Source organism: Yoonia sp. R2331, from assembly GCF_041103235.1.
Taxonomy (GTDB): domain Bacteria; phylum Pseudomonadota; class Alphaproteobacteria; order Rhodobacterales; family Rhodobacteraceae; genus CANMYO01.
The window spans coordinates 1,151,179-1,171,180 of the sequence record NZ_JBGCUN010000001.1 but is presented as its reverse complement, the minus strand read 5'-3'; the positions used below and the strand labels follow the sequence as shown (position 1 = coordinate 1,171,180).

Annotated in this window: 23 protein-coding genes and 1 tRNA gene; 10 read left to right on the top strand and 14 right to left on the bottom strand. The window is 59.4% G+C overall.

The annotated features are described in order from the left end of the window. Nucleotide 1: 1 nt before the first annotated feature. Nucleotides 2-1,960: a bifunctional 2',3'-cyclic-nucleotide 2'-phosphodiesterase/3'-nucleotidase gene (locus AB3Y40_RS05920; RefSeq protein ID WP_369437868.1), complete on the top strand. Its 1,959-nt coding sequence runs from the start codon at nucleotides 2-4 to the stop codon at nucleotides 1,958-1,960. Between the two features lie 103 nt (nucleotides 1,961-2,063). Here AB3Y40_RS05920 and AB3Y40_RS05915 read toward each other — a convergent pair whose 3' ends face one another. The 3 genes from AB3Y40_RS05915 to AB3Y40_RS05905 form a co-directional block, all read right to left on the bottom strand. Continuing rightward, complete coding sequence (locus AB3Y40_RS05915) at nucleotides 2,064-2,531, bottom strand: hypothetical protein (RefSeq protein ID WP_369437867.1); 468 nt, start codon at nucleotides 2,529-2,531, stop codon at nucleotides 2,064-2,066. Between the two features lie 91 nt (nucleotides 2,532-2,622). Then, the gene (locus tag AB3Y40_RS05910; protein ID WP_369437866.1) at nucleotides 2,623-3,087 is read right to left on the bottom strand and encodes a peptidoglycan-binding domain-containing protein; all 465 of its coding nucleotides are present in this window, start codon (nucleotides 3,085-3,087) and stop codon (nucleotides 2,623-2,625) included. Then, entirely contained in the window at nucleotides 3,030-3,572 is a 543-nt protein-coding gene (locus AB3Y40_RS05905; protein ID WP_369437865.1) for a hypothetical protein, read from the bottom strand. The genes AB3Y40_RS05910 and AB3Y40_RS05905 overlap by 58 nt, the downstream gene beginning before the upstream one ends. Nucleotides 3,573-3,748: 176 nt before the next feature. Between AB3Y40_RS05905 and AB3Y40_RS05900 the strand changes: the two genes are divergently transcribed. Beyond that, on the top strand, nucleotides 3,749-4,234 hold the full coding sequence (locus AB3Y40_RS05900) for an Hcp family type VI secretion system effector (protein ID WP_369437864.1): 486 nt from the start codon (nucleotides 3,749-3,751) through the stop codon (nucleotides 4,232-4,234). A 54-nt stretch (nucleotides 4,235-4,288) separates the two neighbouring features. On the opposite strand, the gene tig is transcribed toward AB3Y40_RS05900, so the two are convergent. Both tig and AB3Y40_RS05890 read right to left on the bottom strand, forming a co-directional pair. Continuing rightward, nucleotides 4,289-5,620, bottom strand: coding sequence for a trigger factor (gene tig / locus AB3Y40_RS05895; RefSeq protein ID WP_369437863.1), 1,332 nt, complete (start codon nucleotides 5,618-5,620; stop codon nucleotides 4,289-4,291). Nucleotides 5,621-5,645: 25 nt separating this feature from the next. Continuing rightward, nucleotides 5,646-5,730, bottom strand: a tRNA-Leu gene (locus AB3Y40_RS05890). 274 nt (nucleotides 5,731-6,004) lie between these two features. Between AB3Y40_RS05890 and AB3Y40_RS05885 the strand changes: the two genes are divergently transcribed. Further along, complete coding sequence (locus AB3Y40_RS05885; RefSeq protein ID WP_369437862.1) at nucleotides 6,005-6,472, top strand: Hint domain-containing protein; 468 nt, start codon at nucleotides 6,005-6,007, stop codon at nucleotides 6,470-6,472. 88 nt (nucleotides 6,473-6,560) lie between these two features. Here AB3Y40_RS05885 and AB3Y40_RS05880 read toward each other — a convergent pair whose 3' ends face one another. Further along, complete coding sequence (locus AB3Y40_RS05880; protein WP_369437861.1) at nucleotides 6,561-8,225, bottom strand: NAD(P)H-hydrate dehydratase; 1,665 nt, start codon at nucleotides 8,223-8,225, stop codon at nucleotides 6,561-6,563. A 172-nt stretch (nucleotides 8,226-8,397) separates the two neighbouring features. On the opposite strand from AB3Y40_RS05880, the gene AB3Y40_RS05875 reads away from it, so the two are divergent. Both AB3Y40_RS05875 and glnA read left to right on the top strand, forming a co-directional pair. After that, the gene (locus AB3Y40_RS05875; RefSeq protein ID WP_369437860.1) at nucleotides 8,398-8,736 is read left to right on the top strand and encodes a P-II family nitrogen regulator; all 339 of its coding nucleotides are present in this window, start codon (nucleotides 8,398-8,400) and stop codon (nucleotides 8,734-8,736) included. A gap of 49 nt (nucleotides 8,737-8,785) precedes the next feature. After that, complete coding sequence (gene glnA / locus AB3Y40_RS05870) at nucleotides 8,786-10,192, top strand: type I glutamate--ammonia ligase (protein WP_369437859.1); 1,407 nt, start codon at nucleotides 8,786-8,788, stop codon at nucleotides 10,190-10,192. A 156-nt stretch (nucleotides 10,193-10,348) separates the two neighbouring features. Here glnA and AB3Y40_RS05865 read toward each other — a convergent pair whose 3' ends face one another. After that, nucleotides 10,349-10,618 (bottom strand): hypothetical protein, encoded by a 270-nt coding sequence (locus AB3Y40_RS05865; protein WP_369437858.1) that lies wholly within the window; start codon nucleotides 10,616-10,618, stop codon nucleotides 10,349-10,351. Nucleotides 10,619-10,711: 93 nt separating this feature from the next. Continuing rightward, entirely contained in the window at nucleotides 10,712-11,428 is a 717-nt protein-coding gene (locus AB3Y40_RS05860) for a heme-dependent oxidative N-demethylase family protein (protein WP_369437857.1), read from the bottom strand. Between the two features lie 123 nt (nucleotides 11,429-11,551). Here AB3Y40_RS05860 and dddP point away from each other — a divergent pair, with 123 nt between their 5' ends. Then, nucleotides 11,552-12,895 (top strand): dimethylsulfonioproprionate lyase DddP, encoded by a 1,344-nt coding sequence (gene dddP / locus AB3Y40_RS05855; protein WP_369439614.1) that lies wholly within the window; start codon nucleotides 11,552-11,554, stop codon nucleotides 12,893-12,895. On the opposite strand, the gene AB3Y40_RS05850 is transcribed toward dddP, so the two are convergent. Continuing rightward, nucleotides 12,892-13,353, bottom strand: a complete 462-nt coding sequence (locus tag AB3Y40_RS05850) for a hypothetical protein (RefSeq protein ID WP_369437856.1) — start codon at nucleotides 13,351-13,353, stop codon at nucleotides 12,892-12,894. The genes dddP and AB3Y40_RS05850 overlap by 4 nt on opposite strands. Nucleotides 13,354-13,508: 155 nt before the next feature. On the opposite strand from AB3Y40_RS05850, the gene AB3Y40_RS05845 reads away from it, so the two are divergent. Next, on the top strand, nucleotides 13,509-14,717 hold the full coding sequence (locus AB3Y40_RS05845; protein WP_369437855.1) for a bifunctional alpha/beta hydrolase/OsmC family protein: 1,209 nt from the start codon (nucleotides 13,509-13,511) through the stop codon (nucleotides 14,715-14,717). A 156-nt stretch (nucleotides 14,718-14,873) separates the two neighbouring features. Here the strand turns inward: AB3Y40_RS05845 and AB3Y40_RS05840 are convergent, their stop codons facing one another. The 3 genes from AB3Y40_RS05840 to AB3Y40_RS05830 all read right to left on the bottom strand — a co-directional run bounded on the left by AB3Y40_RS05840 (nucleotide 14,874) and on the right by AB3Y40_RS05830 (nucleotide 16,297). After that, complete coding sequence (locus AB3Y40_RS05840) at nucleotides 14,874-15,473, bottom strand: biotin transporter BioY (RefSeq protein WP_369437854.1); 600 nt, start codon at nucleotides 15,471-15,473, stop codon at nucleotides 14,874-14,876. Nucleotides 15,474-15,548: 75 nt separating this feature from the next. Beyond that, on the bottom strand, nucleotides 15,549-15,968 hold the full coding sequence (locus tag AB3Y40_RS05835; RefSeq protein ID WP_369437853.1) for a DUF6314 family protein: 420 nt from the start codon (nucleotides 15,966-15,968) through the stop codon (nucleotides 15,549-15,551). After that, on the bottom strand, nucleotides 15,965-16,297 hold the full coding sequence (locus AB3Y40_RS05830) for a hypothetical protein (protein ID WP_369437852.1): 333 nt from the start codon (nucleotides 16,295-16,297) through the stop codon (nucleotides 15,965-15,967). The genes AB3Y40_RS05835 and AB3Y40_RS05830 overlap by 4 nt, the downstream gene beginning before the upstream one ends. 84 nt (nucleotides 16,298-16,381) lie before the next feature. Between AB3Y40_RS05830 and purB the strand changes: the two genes are divergently transcribed. Next, a complete protein-coding gene (gene purB, locus AB3Y40_RS05825) occupies nucleotides 16,382-17,689 on the top strand; it encodes an adenylosuccinate lyase (protein ID WP_369439613.1) in 1,308 nt (435 codons plus the stop codon). 80 nt (nucleotides 17,690-17,769) lie between these two features. Then, the gene (locus tag AB3Y40_RS05820) at nucleotides 17,770-17,943 is read left to right on the top strand and encodes a hypothetical protein (RefSeq protein WP_369437851.1); all 174 of its coding nucleotides are present in this window, start codon (nucleotides 17,770-17,772) and stop codon (nucleotides 17,941-17,943) included. A 40-nt stretch (nucleotides 17,944-17,983) separates the two neighbouring features. Here the strand turns inward: AB3Y40_RS05820 and AB3Y40_RS05815 are convergent, their stop codons facing one another. Both AB3Y40_RS05815 and AB3Y40_RS05810 read right to left on the bottom strand, forming a co-directional pair. After that, nucleotides 17,984-18,634 (bottom strand): acyl-homoserine-lactone synthase, encoded by a 651-nt coding sequence (locus tag AB3Y40_RS05815; protein WP_369437850.1) that lies wholly within the window; start codon nucleotides 18,632-18,634, stop codon nucleotides 17,984-17,986. 122 nt (nucleotides 18,635-18,756) lie between these two features. Then, the gene (locus AB3Y40_RS05810; RefSeq protein ID WP_369437849.1) at nucleotides 18,757-19,365 is read right to left on the bottom strand and encodes an autoinducer binding domain-containing protein; all 609 of its coding nucleotides are present in this window, start codon (nucleotides 19,363-19,365) and stop codon (nucleotides 18,757-18,759) included. A gap of 133 nt (nucleotides 19,366-19,498) precedes the next feature. Between AB3Y40_RS05810 and AB3Y40_RS05805 the strand changes: the two genes are divergently transcribed. Then, complete coding sequence (locus tag AB3Y40_RS05805; RefSeq protein WP_369437848.1) at nucleotides 19,499-19,993, top strand: autoinducer binding domain-containing protein; 495 nt, start codon at nucleotides 19,499-19,501, stop codon at nucleotides 19,991-19,993. The last annotated feature ends 9 nt before the right edge of the window (nucleotides 19,994-20,002 follow it).

Sequence of the window (20,002 nt, the reverse complement as noted above, 5' to 3'; positions counted from 1 at the left end):
TATGACTTTTCGCTTGAACCGCCGCCATTTCCTTGCCGGCTCTGCCGGGATGATCGCGATGCATCCATTTTCGGTGAATGCCGCGGGCAATCAGGCGCATTTGCGTCTGATTGAGACCACAGATTTGCATGTGCATGTTTTTCCCTACGATTATTACGGCGACCGGCCGGTGGACACCGTAGGGCTGGCCCGCACTGCCAGCCTGATCGAAGAAGTCCGCGCGGAAAGCACCAATGCGCTGTTGTTGGACAACGGGGATTTCCTGCAAGGCAATCCGATGGGGGATTACATCGCCTATGAGCGCGGCATGAAAGAGGGTGACATGCACCCGGTGATCACCGCGATGAATACGCTTGGGTTTGATGCCTCGACCTTGGGCAATCACGAATTCAACTATGGTATTTCGTTCCTGATGAAGTCGGTGTCGGGTGCTGCTTTCCCGGTGGTGAGCGCCAATGTGGTCAAGGAAATGGGGGCCACCCCGCGCGAGGACACCACGCTGGTGCCGCCTTATGCGATCCTTGACCGGATGCTGACCGACGGCAACGGCGCGGAGCATCCGATCAAGATCGGGCTGATCGGCTTTGTGCCGCCGCAGATCATGAATTGGGACCGCAAGCATTTGGAAGGCAGTGTGCAGGCGCGCGATATCGTGGCCGCAGCACAGGCATATGTGCCGCAGATGAAGGAACAGGGCTGCGATCTGATTGTGGCGCTGTGTCATTCGGGGATCGGGGCGGCCACGGCCGAAGACGGGATGGAAAATGCCGCCATTCCGCTGGCGGCTGTCGACGGAATTGATGCCATCCTGACCGGGCACAGCCACCTTGTCTTCCCCTCGTCCACCTATGACGATTGGGCGGGCGTGGATACAGGTGCCGGCACCATTGGCGGCAAGCCCGGTGTGATGGGCGGGTTCTGGGGCAGCCATATGGGGCTGCTTGATCTGATGCTGGAGCGTGACGGCAATGGCTGGCGCGTGCTGAGCCATACCGCCGAAGCCCGGCCGATTTCGCAGCGCGAAGAGGATCGCAGCATCACGCCGTTGGTCGAAAGCTTCCAGCCGGTGCTGGATGCGGTGCAGGCCGATCACGATGCCACGCTGGCCTATGTGCGCACGGCGGTGGGCAAGACAGATGCGCCGCTGCACAGCTATTTCGCGCTGGTGGCGGATGATCCATCGGTGCAAATCGTGTCGAATGCACAAGTATGGTACATCAAGGATCAGCTTGTCGGGACCGAGCATGAAGGCTTGCCGATCCTGTCAGCCGCCGCCCCGTTCAAGGCCGGTGGTCGTGGCGGGCCAGAGTATTTCACCGATGTGCCCGCCGGCGATGTGGCGATCAAGAACGTGGCGGATCTGTACCTTTATCCCAATACCGTGCGTGCGGTGCGGGTGAATGGGGCCACGGTGAAAGAGTGGCTGGAACGGAGCGCGGGCATGTTCAATCAGGTTGAGAGCGGGTCCGAGGATGCAGTGCTGCTGAACCCTGATTTCCCCAGCTACAACTTTGATGTGATCGACGGGGTGACCTATCAGATCGACCTGACCCAGCCGATGAAGTTCAACCGCGATGGTGAAGTGATCAACCCCGATACCAATCGGATCGTGAACCTGATGTATAACGGGGCGCCGATTGATCCCGATCAGGAGTTTATCATTGCCACCAACAATTATCGCGCATCAGGTGGCGGCAGCTTCCCCGGTGCGGATGGATCCACGGTGATCTTTGAAGGCCCCGATACCAACCGCGACGTGATCGTGCGGTACATTGTTGAGCAAGGCACGGTCAGCCCCAAGGCGGACAGCAACTGGTCCTTCGTACCAATGGACAAAACATCGGTGTTGTTTGAAACCGGCCCAGCGGCAGAGGCTTATGCGAATGATGTCTCGGGCGTCAAACTGGCCCCGGCAGGCACCAACGACGAAGGCTTTGTCCAGTTCCGCATGGCTTGGTGATTTGAGATGGGGGCCGCCTGTTTGCGGCCCCCATCTGCCTGAGCGGGGCAAAATCCTTGGAAAGGATTTTGGCAAGACCTTTTGAAAAGGTCTTGTTCCGTCCCTAGTAGGTTTGAAGCGTCAGCACTGCATCACAGACGTCACCGTCATAGGTGCCGACCCAGACATCCAGATAACCATCAGAGGGGCGTGTGAGCGTGATTTTTGGATCGTAGTTGCCGTTATCATCGTCGTCATAATACCAGTTGGCGGCTGAGGTATTGATCAGCAGGGCCGCGTCACATTGGCTCACGACGCTGACTGCGAGGCGACTGCCGCCCATGCCGGACAGAAGAAACGTGAAATCAGGGCGCGAGGTGAAATACCCTGCCCCGCGATCTGTTCCGGGCTGCACATTGGGGCAGTTCCACACAAGGCTGTTGCCGCCTGCCTGTACGCCATAGGATACGCCTTTGCGCATCTGGGCTGCACTGAGTTCCGCGCCGGGGCCGCTTTGATTGAAATCGGGACAGGCGACTGCCCCTCCGGCGAGACCAGCAAGAACGACTGCCAAACCAAAAATACGTTTCATAAAAAACTCCTTTTACCTTCCAAAACCAGATTAGGGTGACAGGTGCGGTTTTGCCAAGCTGGCCTTTTGGCTTTTTTTGGAAAGGTGCGTCTTAGCGGAATATACTGTCCCAGGTTTCATTCAGCACCTCGCCCGGGGACAAGGGACAGCCCGGACCGGGGCAGTCGCCGCCGATGCCAACGGTACGTGGTTGACCGACGCGCGGGGTCCGGGGGCCTTGCGACGGGGTCGCGGGATCACGCGGGGTCGGTGCCGCGGTACGCACCTGGCAGCGCAGCCCGCTGGTTTCCACGGCGCTGCGGTTTTCGGGGGTTGGCTGCAGCGCATCTGCCGCCAGCGTTTGGCCCGATTGCCGCTCTAGGATCAGCGCCAGCGCGCCGCGCGAGGCCGGCCCCCAGATGCCATCCACACGGGCCCTGTAGCAGCCCTTGTCCGCGAGTATCTGTTGCAGGGCCACGGCATCCGCGCGGGTTTGGGCCTGAGCCGGGGTGATCAGGATCAGCGCCCCGGCGATTGCAAGACCCGCGAGACGCGGGCACGCAAACGATCTTCCCATTCTCGCCACTCCTTTATGTCTGGCAGCTGTTCCAGCCGCTTTTGGCTTTGCGATTCATCCCAGGCGATGAAGGCGTCGATCTGGGTCCGGTCGGCGCTGCGGCAATAGAGCATGAACCGGCTGAGTGCGGCCATCAACGCATCACGGGCGGTGCTGCGTTTGGCGGCCAGCGTTCTGATTTGATCCTCTTGCGCGGCTTTGTCATCCGGTTCCGCCTTATCTTTGGCGGCCAGATAGGCGGCGGCTTCGATCAGGCGGCGCCAACTGACCACATAAGCGTTCATCAGGGCCACGATGTCTTCGCCAAGTGCCGAGCGGCGTTCGGTCAGCGCCTTGCGTCGCAGGAAGCTGTCCTGCCAGCGCGGATAAAGGATGTGGGCCGTGACCCCACCCACCAGCAAAAGCACGAGAGGAAACAGCAGATACCGCAGGATCGTATAAGCCCCGCCGCTGTCGTCAGCAAAGGCTGCCAGAAAGTCATCCATGATAAGGCTCGCCGCAAAATTCGACGGGTAACAGTGCAACTTGAAATGTGGCCATGATGCCCAAAACAGCCTTTCAAGTCGAGTGTCGGGGCGGGTCAGCCTTTCCTGACTTGAGCCGCACAGGGGCGTCGTGCGTTGATAGCGGCATTTCGATAGATCATTTCAAGGAGGCCCCGATGCCACTGACAGCATTTTTGAAGATTGACGATATCCCTGGTGAATCGCACAGCACCGGGCACGAGGAAGAGATTGACGTCCACGCCCTGCGCTGGGGTGTCGAGCACACGGTGCGCGCGCAGGTCGGGCGCGGCCGGGCGCGTGCGCGGGCGGATGTGGATCAGCTGGCGCTACACAAATTCTATGATGCCGCGTCGCCCTATCTGTTTCTGGCCTGTGCACAGGGCAAATCCTTTGCCGAGATGACGCTGGCGGTACGCAAGGATTCAGGAGAGGCACATCTGGATTACCTGATCATCACGATGGAAAACGTCATCATTGCCGATGTCGAGATGTCCAACACCGACGATTCCGAGACCGAAGAGATCCATGAAGTGGTCAAACTGGCATTTGAGAACGTCACAGTAAAATACATCACGCTATCGGATGACCATTCCGCAGGGGATGAGCACGAAATCACTTACGACATCGCTGCTGGTGTCTGAATGCAAAAAGGGCGCCGCAACGGGCGCCCTTTTCGACCGGTCCGGTGGACAGGCTTATTCGTCTTCGAGCGCTTCGACCGCCTTTTGCAGGTCTTCCTTGCTGACCTCTTTGTCCTTCACAGTGGCCGCTTCGAAGATGTGGTCAACGACCTTGTCTTCGAACAGTGGTGCCTGAAGCTGCTGACGGAACTGGGCGTTCTGCTGCACAAATTCAAAGAACTCACGTTCCTGACCCGGATATTGACGCGCCTGGTTCATGATGGCTTGAGTCATTTCCTGATCTGAGACTTTCACTTCGGCCTTTTCACCGATGTCAGCCAGAAGCAGACCCAGCTTTACACGACGCTCTGCCAGTTTGGTGTGCTCTTTGGTCGGCTCGATCTCGGGGTGATCATGGCCTTCGACGTCGGGGTTTTCTTCGTGCCACAGCTGATGGGCGATTTGACCCGCTTCGGCCGATACAAGGCTTTCGGGCAGATCAAACTTGATCTGCTTGTCGAGCGCATCCAGCAGCGCACGTTTCGCAACCGCGCGCGATGCACCGGTGTATTCGGCTTCCAGACGTTCAGTGATCTGGGCCTTCAGACCGGCAAGGTCTTCGGCACCGAACTTCTTGGCCAGCTCATCGTCGATTTTCGGCGCTTTGGGGGCGCGGACTTCTTTGACGGTGACGCTGAACACAGCCTCTTTGCCGGCCAGATGTTCGGCCTGATAGTCGGCGGGGAAGTTGACGGTCACGTCTTTTTCGTCGCCCGCTTTGACCTTGAGCAGGCCATCTTCAAAACCGGGGATGAAAGAGTTGGAGCCCAGTACCAGCGGGTAGTCTTCGGCTGAGCCGCCTTCAAAGGCCTCGCCGTCGATCTTGCCGACAAAGTCGATCAGGACCTGATCGTCGTTCTTTGCCTGGGTCTTCTTGGCCTCGTAGTTCACAGCCTGGGGGCTTGCAGCGAGGTTATCAAGCGCCTCTTGCACGGCGGCGTCGTCGGCTTTGACGACCATGCGTTCAAGCTTGATCTTCTTGAAATCGGCTTCGGGCACGGGCGGCAGGTTTTCGTAGTCGACGTCGACGACGACATCATCGCCTTCTTTCCAGTCTTCGTTGGTCATCTTCATGCCGGGCTGACCGGCAGGACGGTCACCGGACTTTTCCAGATGTTCTTTCATGGCGTTGTCGATGCTTTCCTGCATCGCTTCGCCCATCAGGCGCTGGCCGAACTGTTTGCGCAACAGCGCCATCGGCACCTTGCCCTTGCGAAAGCCCTTCATCTCGACTTCGGGCTGGGCTTCTTTCAGCTTGCCTTCGACGGTCGCATCCAGCTCTGCCGCGGTGACGGTGATCTGATAGCCGCGCTTGAGGCCTTCGTTCAGGGTCTCTTTGACCTGCATGAGATGTCCTTCTTCTCAACTAATCTGGTGCGGGTGAAGGGACTTGAACCCCCACGCCTTGCGGCGCCAGAACCTAAATCTGGTGCGTCTACCAATTCCGCCACACCCGCATGTAAAAAGGGGGTAGTGTAACCACCCCCCGACTTGGGCCGCTCAATAGCAAAGGTTATGCGGGGATGCGAGTAGAAAAAGCAGGGGTTCCGGGGTCAATCCATGCGGATTTGTGGCCTGCGCGCCGCAAGTGGCAGGAAAATCCGCAGAATCAGCAAAAGCCGCAACATGGTCACGCCAGTTTCTTTGAATGAGCACGACTTAGGCCACATTTCGCCACATTTGGGTCCGAAGCATGGTGGCATCAAACAAAGCAAGAGCGGGATACACGCCATGCAACTGGGAATGAAAGAATTTGAAGCCGATGTGCGCGTCGCAGATACGCAGACAGCCGGCATCTGTGCGGGGACCACGATCATGACGCTGGACGGTGAAATGCCGGTCGAGCATCTGAACGCCGGGGACCGCGTGATCACACGTGACAGCGGCATGGCCATCCTGCGCGACATCAAGGTCACAACCGTCAAGGCACATGCCATTCGCATCAAGGCCGGGTCTTTGGGTCACACACGCCCTGACCGCGACATGATGGTGATGCCGGGCACACAATTGCACATCCGCGACTGGCGCGCCGAAGCGCTGTTCGGTCAGCCCGCCGCATTGGTCGCCGCAAGCCGGTTGGTGGACGGTGAATATCTGGCCGAAACCAACCTGCGCGAAGTCAACGTTTACGAACTGATCTTTGACCGCCAGCACATCCTTTATGCAGACGGCATGGAAGTTGCATCCGCAGCAGTCTAACGACCGGGCACACCCTCACACACACACACCATGCCCCAAAAGGTGCGCGATCTGCTCGCGCACCTTTTTGCGTTGTCAAAGGACGGCGTCAGAGACCCAGCGCACGAAAGACTTTTGGGAGTTCCTCTGGCAGGTCTTCGGCAATCAGGCCGGGGCCAAAGCTGCGCGCGGCTTCAGTATGCAGCCAAGCGCCAGTTTCAGCCGCCTGCTGCGGGGCAAAGCCACGCGCAAGCAGCCCGGTGATGAAGCCTGCCAGCACATCGCCCGACCCCGCCGTGGCCAGCCACGGGGCCGCGCGGTCATAGGCTGAGGCGTTGATGGCGCAACGGCCATCGGGATGTGCGATCACCGTGTCGGCCCCTTTGAACAGCACTACGCAGCCTGCGCGCTTGGCGGCGTCGCGTGTGGCATCGACCTTGGAATAGGCGGGTCCTGTGGTGGCGAGTGCGGCCAGTTTGGCGGCAATATCGGGGAAGAGCCGCGCGAATTCGCCGCCGTGTGGTGTCAGAACGCACCGGTCATGCAGCAGGCCGAAGAGGGTCGTGTCACGACCGATGAGGGTCAGCGCGTCGGCATCCAGCACCAGCGCGCGACCGCTTTTCAATGCGACTGCGACGAGGTCTCGTTTATCATCGCTGACACCCAGCCCCGGCCCGACGCACAAGGCGTTGATCCGGTCGTCTTCCAGCACTTCCGCCAGGTCCGTGACCTTGCGCGCCATGATCGCATCCAGCGCGGAGGCATGTTCCAGCAAAGCGGCAGGTGGACAACCAACCGTCACCAGCCCTGCCCCAATCCGGAGTGCCCCGCGTGCGGCCAGACGCGCCGCCCCACCCCTGCCGACACCGCCCGAGAGGATCAGGGCGTGGCCGTGGGAGAATTTGTGGCCAGCTCTCTTGGCCAGATCAAAGGAGCACGCATTGCGGTCTAGGTGCCTAGTCACGTTGTCGGAAACCAATTCAGAGCCTGCACCCGTCATTTCAAGGCCCGGAACAGCCTCGGCCAGAGCCTGTCGATTTGCAGCGCTAGACGTCGAACCCAAACCAATATCGACGACCACAACCCTGCCACAGTGATAGGGGCCGCGCGCCAACACATGACCGGGTTTGGCGCTGTGAAATGTCACGGTCAAATCCGCAGCCGCATTTATCGCGCAGGCCCCGGAAGAGATTGTGTCCTTGTCAGTGGACGCGTCTTGAAGAGCACGGCCGCTATCGGCACAGATACCGCTGGGGTTGTCGATGGCCACGACCGGCGGAAAGTGCGGCCAGCGTTCAGCCAGGGATTGTCCTCTTCCCCCGTCACAACAGTCGCATATGTCACGCAAGACGCGCCGTAAGTCGATGAGCGGACGTCGCAGTCCGATTCCAAACAAGGCGTCAACGACAAGGTCAGCGTGTTCGAGAGCAGCAAGACCATCACGTGGGAGCGGGTTGGCCGCCCCCCACCGCTCATAATTCACCCACGCATCGGGTGGCAGTTTGTCGGGGTCGCCATAGAGGAACACCTCCACCGTCCAGCCCTTTTCGGCCAAGAGCCGTGCGACGACGAAGCCGTCGCCGCCGTTGTTGCCCGGACCGCAGAGCACGACGGCCCGCCCACCGGCGCGATCAAGCTCAGGCCATTCCGCGAAAATGGCCTGCACCACGCCCTGGCCTGCACGTTCCATCAGGTCCAGGCCAGTCACCTCGCCACTGGCAATGGCGGCCTTTTCAACAGCGCGCATTTGGGCAGAGGTCAGCAGTTCGGTCATTGGGTCTTGTCCTTACGATTCAATTCTGCGCAATTTGAATGCGCACCGCCTAATTTTTAAGCAAACGCATTCAATTCGCCGAAGCGGGCCACCGGCAATGTCGCGCGCGAATTGTCCCTGTGCAACGAAGATGGTCTGACCCCCCTAGTAACACCAAGGGGGGAGTCGTCCCGTGAAAAAGATTGAGGCGATTATCAAGCCATTCAAACTTGATGAAGTGAAAGAAGCGCTGCAAGAGGTTGGCGTGCAGGGTCTGTCTGTGGTCGAGGTCAAGGGATTTGGCCGTCAGAAAGGCCATACAGAACTTTATCGCGGTGCCGAATATGTCGTCGACTTTTTGCCAAAGGTGAAGGTCGAAGTCGTGCTGGCAGACGATCAGGTAGACGCTGCCATTTCTGCGATTGTTGATGCCGCCAAGACCGACAAGATCGGCGACGGCAAGATCTTTGTGTCGACCATCGAACAGGCGATCCGCATCCGTACCGGTGAGTCCGGCGAAGACGCGCTTTGACCGCATAGACACCACACATCCAAATACCTGCTAAAAAAGGACCATCCTGATGAGCAACAAAGACGTTCTGAAACTGATGAAGGACGAGGAAGTCGAATATGTCGACATCCGTTTCACCGACCCGCGCGGCAAGCTGCAGCACGTGACAGTCGTGGCCGATCTGGTCGACGAGGACTTTCTGGAAGAAGGTTTCATGTTCGACGGCTCATCCATTGCTGGCTGGAAGTCCATCGACCAGTCCGACATGAAGCTGATGCCACAGGCCGACAGCGCCTATGTTGACCCTTTCTATGCCGAAAAGACAATTTGCCTGCACTGCAACGTGGTCGAGCCCGACACCGGGGAAGCCTATGACCGCGACCCGCGCGGCACGGCAGTGAAAGCAGAGGCTTATCTGAAGTCTTCTGGCATTGGTGATGCGGCCTATTTCGGCCCTGAGGCTGAATTCTTCATCTTTGACGATGTGCGGTTCGCCGTGTCGATGAACAAAGTGTCCTACGAAGTCGACGCAATTGACGGCGCGTGGAACTCTGACACCGAATACGAGATGGGCAACACTGGCCATCGTCCGGGCATCAAGGGCGGCTATTTCCCCGTCAACCCGATTGACGACGCACAGGACATGCGCGGCGAGATGCTGAGCACCATGAAGCGCATGGGCATGAAAGTGGACAAGCACCACCACGAGGTTGCGTCTTGCCAGCACGAATTGGGCCTGATCTTTGGTTCGCTGACGCATCAGGCGGATGAGATCCAGAAGTACAAGTATGTGATCCACAACGTCGCCCAATCCTATGGCAAGTCGGCGACCTTCATGCCCAAGCCGATCGCAGGCGACAACGGCACAGGCATGCACGTGAACATGTCTGTCTGGAAAGACGGCAAGCCGCTGTTTGCGGGCGACAAATACGCCGATCTGAGCCAGGAAGCGCTTTATTTCATCGGTGGCATCCTGAAGCACGCCAAGGCGCTGAACGCGATCACCAACCCGTCGACCAACAGCTACAAGCGTCTGATCCCGGGCTTTGAAGCGCCTGTGCTGCGCGCCTACTCCGCCCGCAACCGGTCGGGATGCGTGCGTATTCCATGGGCCGAAAGCCCCAAGGCCAAGCGCGTCGAGGCCCGTTTCCCCGATCCAAGCGCCAACCCCTATCTGTGCTTTGCAGCACTGCTGATGGCTGGTCTTGACGGGATCAAGAACAAGATTGATCCGGGCCCCTCGTCGGACAAGGACCTGTACGATCTGCCGCCGGAAGAGCTGGCTGCGATCCCAACGGTCTGCGGGTCCTTGCGCGAAGCGCTGGAAGCACTGGAAGCCGATCACGACTTCCTGCTGGCCGGTGACGTGTTCACCAAAGACCAGCTGGAAGGCTACATGGAGCTGAAGTGGGAAGAGGTTTACGCCTACGAGCACACGCCGCACCCGATGGAATACAAGCTGTACTACAGCTGCTAAATCTGGCGGGCAAATTGCCTACCTACAAGATCAGGGCGTCCCGCATCGGGGCGCCCTTTTCGCTGTCAGGGCCTTGCCCCAGCCTTGCCTTGACCCTGCCAGATTGACCTGATCAATCTGGGACATGGCGAAAAAACTTCATCCCCTCGACGTACGCTACAAGGGCCCGTCAACCGCGTTTACCGGGAAATCCCGTGCCACCCGAACTGGCCCGGCTGATCCTGTTGCGCGATCCGATGAGCGGCTCGTCCCAGCGACACCACCGCCACCGCCGTTGCCGAACACCAGCCCGACGGCACCTGTCGCCAGCCCATGGGGGACGTTGGACCCGCCACCGCCACATCCCGCTTTGCCGCCCTTGCCGGTGCCAAAGCGCAAGCCAAAGTCCCGGCGCAGCGTGATCCGCGTGCTGATCGGGTTGGCCATCATGGGACTGATCGTGGGCGGCAACATCATCGCCACACGCGGCTACAACGGTGCCTTGTTTGACTTGCAGACCGAAATCAACGCCGTCGACCTTTAGCGCCGCGTCACCGTGGTGTGGATCGTAAAGGCCACAGCATCCGAAACCGGCAGGCGTAGAAGCGTTTGGCGCTCACTGCGCAGATAACGGCTTTGGCCATCACCGACAGGGCGCGTTTCAGCCTCTGTCCTTGGCTGGAACAGATCAGGGTCTTCATAGGCCAGAAGATTGGCGCGCCACAGCGGTTGACCGGGGCGCAGGTGATCGAAAAGCCGGGTCACACGCGCTGTCATCTCTGCCCCGAATCCGGGCACGGGGGCATGGATCAGGCCAAGCGGTTTGCCGATCTTCTCGGCCAGCGTCCAACTTGCCGGAAAGCACAAAAGGGCGGCTGTCAGCACATATGAACCGCCGTGTTTCTGCAGAATGCAAATGTCTTCCTGCAGCAGTTGCGCAAGGGTCAGGAGAGGATCCGTGCTGTCGCGCGTCACACTGCGGCCATCGGGACAGGTCACGGCGTCATCATTGACCGTAAAGCCCGGCAACTGGCTGAGGTCTTTGGCGGTCACCTCTAACATTTCTGCGCAGGCATCCTGTGCCCGGGGCAGCACGGCGAGAACCGCTGCCCGCCGGGTCTGCAAGAGATCTCGTTTGGTTGCGATCTGGGCGGCATAGGCATCATCCACCGTGATCCAGCCGCCCTGCACCGGTTGCATCCCCGGCAAGCGCCGCGCCGCAAGCGCCTGCTGCGCGGGGTCAAGGGCAGATTGCAAGACTGGCCCGGATCCTCGAATTTTGCCTGTTTGCACCGATTTGCCCCATGCGCGATGTCGGAAATGGGCGATCTTTGCCCCCTTCCCCGCGCCATGCTGCGCTTAATGGCGGCGGAGGACAAGATGAACACCCACTATCGCGACACCCGCAAGATTGACCCCACGCGCGGGGCAACGCTGGGCGACGGCACCCCAAATGATCAGGACCGGGTCGAGATCGGGCCAACGCAATTGGCCTTTGCCGAATGGGCCGCCGCTGGCCTGCAATTGCCCGATCTTCCGGGAATGCGGGCCTATCGCCATCAGCGGCTGGTGGATGCCGTCAATCAGCGCGAATGGGGTGGTATTTTGATGACCGATCCGCTGAACATTCGCTACGCGACCGACAGCACCAACATGCAGCTGTGGAATACCCACAATCCGTTCCGGGCGCTTTTGGTGTGTGCGGACGGTTATATGGTGATGTGGGACTACAAAAACGGTATGTTCCTGTCCAAGTTCAACCCCTTGGTGCGCGAGCAGCGCACTGGTGCGGACCTGTTCTATTTTGATCGCGGGGATCAGATCAAACCCGCAGCCGACGATCTGACCGCGCAAATCCGGGATCTGTTGGTGGAACATGCGGGCGGTAATCTGACGCTGGGTGTCGACAAGATCATGATCCACGGGCTGCGCAGTCTGGAAGAGCGCGGAATGACCGTGATGCCGGGCGAAGAGCTGACGGAACATGCCCGATCGATCAAGGGGCCGGACGAGATTTTGGCGATGCGCTGTGCGTCACATGCCTGCGAGGCCGCATGTTACGCGATGGAGGACGCCGCCCGTGACGGTGTACCGGGCGGCACGATGTCTGAGGATGATATCTGGGCCGTGCTGCACGCGGAAAACATCCGGCGCGGCGGTGAATGGATCGAAACCCGGCTGCTGTCGTCAGGGCCTCGCACGAACCCGTGGTTTCAGGAATGCGGGGGCCGGATTGTGCAGAACAATGAGATCGTGGCCTTTGATACCGATCTGGTGGGCGCTTATGGGATCTGCGTCGATATCAGTCGCACTTGGTGGATCGGCGATCAAAAGCCCCGCCCTGACATGATTGAAGCGATGAAATGTGGTGTCGAGCATATCCAGACCAATATGGAGATGCTGCGCCCCGGCGTGACCATCCCTGAACTGACCGCCAATTGCCATCAACTGCCAGACAAATACTGGAAACAGAAATACGGCTGCCTGATGCATGGCGTGGGCCTTTGCGATGAATGGCCGCTGGTGGCCTATTCCGACAAGGCCGTCGAGGGCGCATTTGACTATGCGCTGCAACCGGGCATGACGTTGTGTGTTGAGGCGCTGATCTCACCCGAGGGGGGAGATTTCTCAATCAAGCTGGAAGATCAGGTGCTGATCACTGAGGACGGGTATGAGAACCTGACGCAATACCCCTTTGACCCACGCCTTACCGGCGAGGCTTAAGGAGTAGGTGCGCGCGCCTCTGCCGCCGAATAGATCAGCAGGTCCCGCTTGAGCTGCGTGCGGAAGGCTGAAAAGGCGTCGCGCAGTGTGGCTTCGGTGACAGGTTTGCCTGCGTTTCTGCGGCGAAGCAGATCCTTGGCCTTCGACAGTTTCTTCATCGCGTCAAAGCTAAGATACATCGCACCACCTTGGGCGAAATAGACCGTGTTCAGCTTTGCAAGTGCCGCTGATGCGGCATCTGGCGTCAACTCTGGCGGCTCTGTCTTGCGGAAGGGCTCGCTCGCCGCCCAAAAGCAGGCGTAAGCCTCTGCGCGTTTGGTCGCGATTTCCTGCACCAGATCGGCGCGCGCCTTGCTGCGTTGTAGCAAGTAATTCAGGCCCGCCACCGCAATGACAATCACAAGGGCCAGCGCGCCCTTGTCCAACAGGATGAGTTTGATTTCGTCCGAAAAATGCATCTTTGGCCCCTCTCCGAAAACCTCTAACATAGCGGCAACCCACCGGATCAGGCAAACCCGCGCCAGACTTCAATCTGTCACCACCCCGTGAACCCCCTTTCAGGACGCGCGCCCAATGCCTACCCTTGGGCAACCCAATTCAAAGGACGCGCCCTATGCCAACCGAACGCTTCACTTTTCCCGGTCATGCCGGTCACCAATTGGCCGCACGGCTGGATCTGCCGGACGGACCGCATCTGGCGACAGCCCTTTTTGCCCATTGCTTTACCTGTTCCAAGGATATCACTGCCGCACGACGTATTGCCGCGCGCCTTTCAGCGATGGGCATTGCTGTGCTGCGGTTCGACTTCACTGGTCTGGGCCATTCCGAGGGTGAATTTGCAAATACCTCGTTCACTTCAAACGTGGATGACCTGCATGCCGCCTGTCGGGCGCTGGATGCCCGCGGGATGCCACCTGCACTGCTGGTGGGGCATTCGCTGGGCGGGGCCGCGGTGCTGCGCGCGGCTTCTGAAATGGACCAGATCAAGGCGGTCGTGACCATCGGCGCGCCCGCTGACCCCGGCCATGTGACCCACAACTTTGCCGAGGCCTTGCCTACCATTCTGGCCAATGGCCAGGCAGAGGTCACGCTGGGCGGACGGCCATTTACCATCGGCAAGGACTTTGTCGAGGACGTCGAGATGGCCAATCTGACCAAATCACTTGGCAAGCTGAACGCGGCGCTGCTGGTCATGCATGCCCCGCGTGACACGACAGTGGGCATTGAAAACGCCGCAGAGATTTTCACCGCAGCGCGCCACCCCAAAAGCTTTGTCACCCTTGATAACGCAGACCATCTGATGACCGACGCCGCTGACGCGGAATACGCCGCTGACACCATCGCCACATGGGCGGGGCGCTACATTGACCTGACCGCGCCAGCGACGCCGTCCGATCTGCCCGAAGGCGTGCTGCGCGTGACAGAGGCGGACGCTGCTGGCTTCCTGCAAGACATTCAATCGGGTCCGCATCACATTGCCGCCGATGAACCCGCCAGCTATGGCGGCACCAACAAAGGGCTGACACCCTACGGGCTGGTGTCCGCGGGTCTGGGCGCCTGCACAAGCATGACGATCCGCATGTATGCCCGGCGCAAGAAATGGCCCCTAACGGGCGTGCATGTGGACATCAGCCACAACAAATCGCATGCCACCGATGCCGGCAGCGACACGCCCACGAAAATCGACACCTTCACCCGCACCATCACGTTGCAAGGCGATCTGGATGCGGACCAACGCCTGCGCTTGTTGGAAATTGCGGACAAATGCCCGGTGCACCGCACACTGGAACAAAGCAGCCACATCACCACCGCGCTGGCCTGATCTTTCTTTTGAAAGAAAATATGCCCGCCGGAGGCTCCCGCCCCGCGCACCCCGGCGGACCATCTGTCAAAAAGGCGGGCCCGCATAACCAGGCGCCAGAATGAAGAAAGGCGCAGCCAACGGCTGCGCCTTGCAATTTAACAGGTGGCGGTTGGGTCAGGCGCGAGCGTTGCCCAAAAGCTTCCACAGGCCCGGCACCAGAAGTGCTGCCAGCACCAGCTTTATGCCATCACCGATCAGGAACGGCCACAGGCCCCATGCCAGGATCGGCTGGTCCCAGCCATATAGCACACCCAGCCAGGCCACACCCGGCAGGTAGATCAGCGCGTTGCCGATCAGCATCGCAGCCCCCATCAACAGGATCGAGCGATCCCAGCCCGCGCGCGCAGCAAATCCCAGCGCCAGCGTGGCAATCACATACCCTACCAGATAGCCGCCGGTGCCGCCCATCATGTATTCAAGGCCAAACTTTTCCGCCGAAGACCCGGCAAAGACGTCAAAACCCAGCGCGCCGACGATCATGTAGCCCAGGATCGTCGCCAGACCCAAACGCGGGCCATAGGCCGCACCGATGGTCAGGACCGCAAAGGTGCCCATGGTCACCGGAACGGGCCACATTGGCACCTTGATCTTGGCAAAAATCGCCAGTGCCACGATCCCCAGAACCACCATCGCCGCTTGCTTGACCCGGAGTGCTGTGCCTTCAGTTGGGCCAAAGGCTTCGGTCAGAACTTTATCGTTGAGTGCGAGTGCCATCGGCGCTCCCCCTTTATTTCGTTGCTTTGCCCTTCTTTACGTACCTGCGGCGTAACCGCAAGACTGCTTGCGCAATCAGTCGCGGTTGTAGCGGGCAAAAGACACATAGTCCTTGCGCGGGCCAGTGACGGTCCAGCGGACCGTCCAGACCGGCCACCCGCCAAAGTCATAGCGCACGTCATAGGTGTCAGCGCCGCACAGATGGCGGATATCATCGCTTTGGCCCGCTGGCACAAAGTCATGAAAGGCGCGACCATCATCAAACAGCATCTGCACGCCGTCCTCACCAAAGACCCAAAGATACCGACGCTCTGCCTGTAATCTGGTGCCGGTGTGCAAAAGAAACGTGCCGGTCTCATGATAGTTCAACCGCCCTGCCCCGGCATCGGTCAGGGTGGCCGTGCCCTCAAACTGGCCGCTTTGCTGGCCCAGATGATCGATGATCTGCCGCTGCAATTGCCAGACACCGGCAAACGCCGCAGGGCCAAGCGTCATTTCAGGATGGTTCCCTGACTGACGCTGCGGTCGGAGCCGATGAACTGCACCAGATCGCCAGCGAGATAAAAGTCATAGCAGGTCCAGGTGTCAGAGGGCGGCCAGACAGAGCAATACTGCCCAGCCCGCGCGGCCCAGCGACCGTCCGCGGCGCGTTCGGTGATATATTGGGTGTCGCCTGCTTTGCTGAAGTGCTGGATCGTATAGGCGTCATAGCGCACGGTTTTGCCGCCAAGGGCCGCCATAATGCCCGCGTCATCCTGCCGGACCCAGTCTTGTGCCGCGGCCATGCCCGGCAAACACATCAAAACAACTGCCAATGCGCGCATCTGGCCGCCTCCTGTCTTGTGACCCTACGCCGCACACCTTATGACGCCCGCGACGGCTCTGCCATTCACAAAAAGGCCAAATCCATGATCCCACGCTATGCCCGCCCCGAGATGACTGCCATTTGGGACCCTGCCACCAAATTCCGCATTTGGTACGAAATCGAGGCGCACGCCTGTGACGCCATGGCCGATCTGGGCGTGATCCCGCCCGAAAACGCGGACGCGGTGTGGAAAGCCAAGGACGTGGAGTTCGACGTGGCTCGCATTGATGAGATCGAGGCGGTCACCAAGCACGATGTCATCGCCTTTTTGACCCATCTGGCGGAACATGTGGGCAGTGACGAGGCACGGTTTGTGCATCAGGGCATGACCAGCTCTGACGTGCTGGACACCTGTCTGAACGTGCAGTTGGTCCGGGCGGCCGACATTCTGATTGCCGATCTTGATGCGTTGCTGGCGGCACTGAAAAAGCGGGCGATGGAACACAAGATGGATGTGCGCGTCGGCCGCAGCCATGGTATCCACGCAGAGCCTACCACGATGGGACTGACCTTTGCCCGCTTCTATGCCGAGATGGACCGCAACCGCGCCCGCATGGTCGCCGCGCGCGACGAGATCGCGACCGGGGCCATTTCAGGCGCTGTGGGCACATTTGCCAACATCGACCCTGCGGTCGAAGAACATGTCTGCGCCAAGCTGGGCCTGTCGCCAGAGCCGATCAGCACGCAGGTGATCCCACGCGACCGCCACGCGATGTTTTTCGCAGTGCTTGGGGTGATCGCCTCTTCCATTGAAAATGTCGCCATTGAAATCCGCCATATGCAGCGCACCGAGGTGCTGGAGGGGGCCGAATTTTTCTCGATGGGACAAAAGGGGTCTTCGGCGATGCCGCACAAGAAAAACCCTGTGCTGACCGAAAACCTGACCGGTCTGGCGCGTCTGGTGCGCATGACCGTGATCCCGGCGATGGAAAACGTGGCCCTGTGGCATGAACGCGATATTTCGCATTCCTCTGTCGAGCGTGGCATCGGGCCGGACGCGACGATCACGCTTGATTTTGCGCTGAACCGGCTGACGGGTGTGATCGACAAGATGCTGATCTTCCCCGATAACATGCTGGACAACATGAATAAATTCCCCGGGCTGGTGATGTCGCAACGGGTGTTGCTGGCGCTGACGCAAGCCGGTGTCAGCCGCGAAGATGCTTATGCGATGGTGCAGCGCAACGCGCTGAAGGTCTGGGAACAGCGGACAGATTTCCGCGAAGAACTGTTGGCCGACAACGATGTGGTCGCGGCATTGGGCGAAGAGGCGATCAACGCAAACTTCAACCTCGACTATCACACCAAGCACGTCGACACGATCTTTGCCCGGGTGTTTGGAGACAGCTAAGAGGTGCTGACAGAAACGTGAGGCATGACTTTTGCCGCGTCTGTGCTAGCTTTTGGTCACGAAACCAAACGGAGGCCAAGATGAAGATCAAGACCACGTTTGCTGCATTGATCCTGACTGTAATGCCCGGGCTTGCATTTGCCCAAGGGTGCCACGGCGGGACCATGCACGAAAACACAACGGCCATGTCCTGCGCAGAAGGGTCGATGATCGACCCCGAAACCGGGACTTGCGTGCCGCTTGTAACCGGCTAAGGCCGCGTAGGGTGGGCAGTTTGCCCACCCTCACCCGACATCAGACCGACGGCGCGTGAACGACCGCAGGCTGTGGACGGTGCGTGGCTGCAGGCGGGATCGGAGTGCTGCGTGCCACCGGCATGGCCAGCACGGCATAGCGCCGCCCGTCACCTTCGTTAAGGTATGGGTCGCCAATGCGCTCTGCCCCGAACCCAAGTTGACGCAGCGCGCGCATCAGCGCCAGCGGCGAAAGTGACATCAACCTGTTGGCCCCTTCGTCGGCGGCCACGTCGATCAGCCCCTGCACAATCAACGAAAGGCAGGTGCTGCGCGCGGCGTGGGTGTTGACATCATCCGACATGACAAGGCGTGTGCATTCCCAGACATCCGGCGTGCAGACATCGGCCTGCATCACGCTGGGCGGGATGTCGATCAGCTTCCCCTTAAGTGCGTCCCGCAGCATATAGCTGTGGCTGCCCCAGGTGGTTGTGGTGGCCATGGCACGCGCGCCGCCCACAACTTCACCGTTCTTCAGGACCAACGAATACCACGCCCTAGGGTTGTCATACTGGTCCATTTCGACGTCGTCATCATGCGGGATGTCCCACCCCAGCGTGTCGACAAAGAATCGTTTCCGCAGTGCGAGGAAATCGAAGAAGGCAGACCCGTGAATGTGCATTTGTGCCAGATTGAATGTGATGTTTTCCATGTACCCTACTCCTTTTAAGTGCTTTTGAGAGTATCACCACAACGTCTGGTTGCGCCATAGAGTCAGCAACAAACCCACCAAAAAAGGGGAATTGACCAAAGATCGGAAACAGTGGAACGGCGTCAGATGATACCGTATTGCGCGGCCATCGTCGCGGCCTGCGTACTGGTCTTGGCGCCCAGCTTGCCCTTGGCATTTTTCAGCCGTTGTTTGACCGCACCTTCGGTCACGTCGAGTTCGAATGCGATCTGTTTCAGGCGCATCCCTTCCTTGACCATCCGCAGGGCCGAAAGCTCTGCCTCGGTCAGGTTGGTGGGCGGGGCCATTTCGCGGTGACGTCGATGAACAAAGGCCTCTAACAATTTGATTTCCATATCAATAAATGGCCTGTCACTACGGGAAAACGACCCAAAGGATCGCTGGCCTTCGGCATTGCCATCAAAGACGGAAATCGTAATTCCGTGGTGCAGCCCGTGTTCACGGGCACGGTCCAAAATACCCTTGGGGTCATCCCCGGACAGGTCATTCCAATGCACGACACCGGTATGGGCGTAGGCCCAGCGCACGACCGGATCAAACAGCATGTAACGCTGGCGGGTGTAGTGTTCGACCCAAGCCGGAGGGAGCGCGTTCACCTCTTCCATGGGGAAGGCGAATCCAATGCGCAACGCAATGAAGTAACCCGCCGGAGCCAACTGTCCGACATCTTCAAGGCTAAGCACTGTCGACATGAACGTCCCTTTTCACGGGTGACACGACTTTCGCCGTCAGAACGATCCAGATAGGATTTGCCTAGAACCGAACGCCCATAGACTATTTCCTGGCGTGTCACATTGGCAACCTCAAAGCGAGTAGCAGGACAGAATGACGATAGACGACAACATCAGCCAAACCTTGTCCGCGCTGAAAGAAAAGGCCCCGGTTGGATATGCGCTGGCGTTTCACATTCGCTTTACGACGCCCACGTTCCTGTTTCAAAGCTATCCTAAGGCGTGGACGGATTATTACTCGCAAAACGGGCTGGTCATGTCCGACCCAACCGTGGCCTGGGGATTTGAAAACCTTGGGACAAAGCGTTGGTCGGAACTGGCGGAAAACGATCCAGCTGATGTGATGGGCAAGGCGGCAGAGCATGGGCTTGCCTATGGTGTCACGATCGCGGTTGAGGCGGACGAGAGCCGGTCGCTGTCCAGTTTCGCGCGCGGTGACCGCGAATTTGACGCGGTTGAAACCGCAGCACTTGAGGCTGACGTGCGGCGCTTGCACGAGATGACAGCGCAAATCAGTGCGCTGTCCCCCGATCTGGCGCAAGAGCTGCGGAAAATGTCTGTCATCGTCGCAGCGGGCGGCGAGGCGTAACGGTTCTTT

Coding starts and splice junctions, on each gene's coding strand:
- AB3Y40_RS05920 (WP_369437868.1), top strand. CDS start 2: ATGACTTTTCGCTTGAACCGCCGCCATTTCCTTGCCGGCTCTGCCGGG.
- AB3Y40_RS05915 (WP_369437867.1), bottom strand. CDS start 2,531: ATGAAACGTATTTTTGGTTTGGCAGTCGTTCTTGCTGGTCTCGCCGGA.
- AB3Y40_RS05910 (WP_369437866.1), bottom strand. CDS start 3,087: ATGGGAAGATCGTTTGCGTGCCCGCGTCTCGCGGGTCTTGCAATCGCC.
- AB3Y40_RS05905 (WP_369437865.1), bottom strand. CDS start 3,572: ATGGATGACTTTCTGGCAGCCTTTGCTGACGACAGCGGCGGGGCTTAT.
- AB3Y40_RS05900 (WP_369437864.1), top strand. CDS start 3,749: ATGCCACTGACAGCATTTTTGAAGATTGACGATATCCCTGGTGAATCG.
- tig (WP_369437863.1), bottom strand. CDS start 5,620: ATGCAGGTCAAAGAGACCCTGAACGAAGGCCTCAAGCGCGGCTATCAG.
- AB3Y40_RS05885 (WP_369437862.1), top strand. CDS start 6,005: ATGCAACTGGGAATGAAAGAATTTGAAGCCGATGTGCGCGTCGCAGAT.
- AB3Y40_RS05880 (WP_369437861.1), bottom strand. CDS start 8,225: ATGACCGAACTGCTGACCTCTGCCCAAATGCGCGCTGTTGAAAAGGCC.
- glnA (WP_369437859.1), top strand. CDS start 8,786: ATGAGCAACAAAGACGTTCTGAAACTGATGAAGGACGAGGAAGTCGAA.
- AB3Y40_RS05865 (WP_369437858.1), bottom strand. CDS start 10,618: ATGGCCAACCCGATCAGCACGCGGATCACGCTGCGCCGGGACTTTGGC.
- dddP (WP_369439614.1), top strand. CDS start 11,552: ATGAACACCCACTATCGCGACACCCGCAAGATTGACCCCACGCGCGGG.
- AB3Y40_RS05850 (WP_369437856.1), bottom strand. CDS start 13,353: ATGCATTTTTCGGACGAAATCAAACTCATCCTGTTGGACAAGGGCGCG.
- AB3Y40_RS05845 (WP_369437855.1), top strand. CDS start 13,509: ATGCCAACCGAACGCTTCACTTTTCCCGGTCATGCCGGTCACCAATTG.
- AB3Y40_RS05840 (WP_369437854.1), bottom strand. CDS start 15,473: ATGGCACTCGCACTCAACGATAAAGTTCTGACCGAAGCCTTTGGCCCA.
- AB3Y40_RS05835 (WP_369437853.1), bottom strand. CDS start 15,968: ATGACGCTTGGCCCTGCGGCGTTTGCCGGTGTCTGGCAATTGCAGCGG.
- AB3Y40_RS05830 (WP_369437852.1), bottom strand. CDS start 16,297: ATGCGCGCATTGGCAGTTGTTTTGATGTGTTTGCCGGGCATGGCCGCG.
- purB (WP_369439613.1), top strand. CDS start 16,382: ATGATCCCACGCTATGCCCGCCCCGAGATGACTGCCATTTGGGACCCT.
- AB3Y40_RS05820 (WP_369437851.1), top strand. CDS start 17,770: ATGAAGATCAAGACCACGTTTGCTGCATTGATCCTGACTGTAATGCCC.
- AB3Y40_RS05815 (WP_369437850.1), bottom strand. CDS start 18,634: ATGGAAAACATCACATTCAATCTGGCACAAATGCACATTCACGGGTCT.
- AB3Y40_RS05810 (WP_369437849.1), bottom strand. CDS start 19,365: ATGTCGACAGTGCTTAGCCTTGAAGATGTCGGACAGTTGGCTCCGGCG.
- AB3Y40_RS05805 (WP_369437848.1), top strand. CDS start 19,499: ATGACGATAGACGACAACATCAGCCAAACCTTGTCCGCGCTGAAAGAA.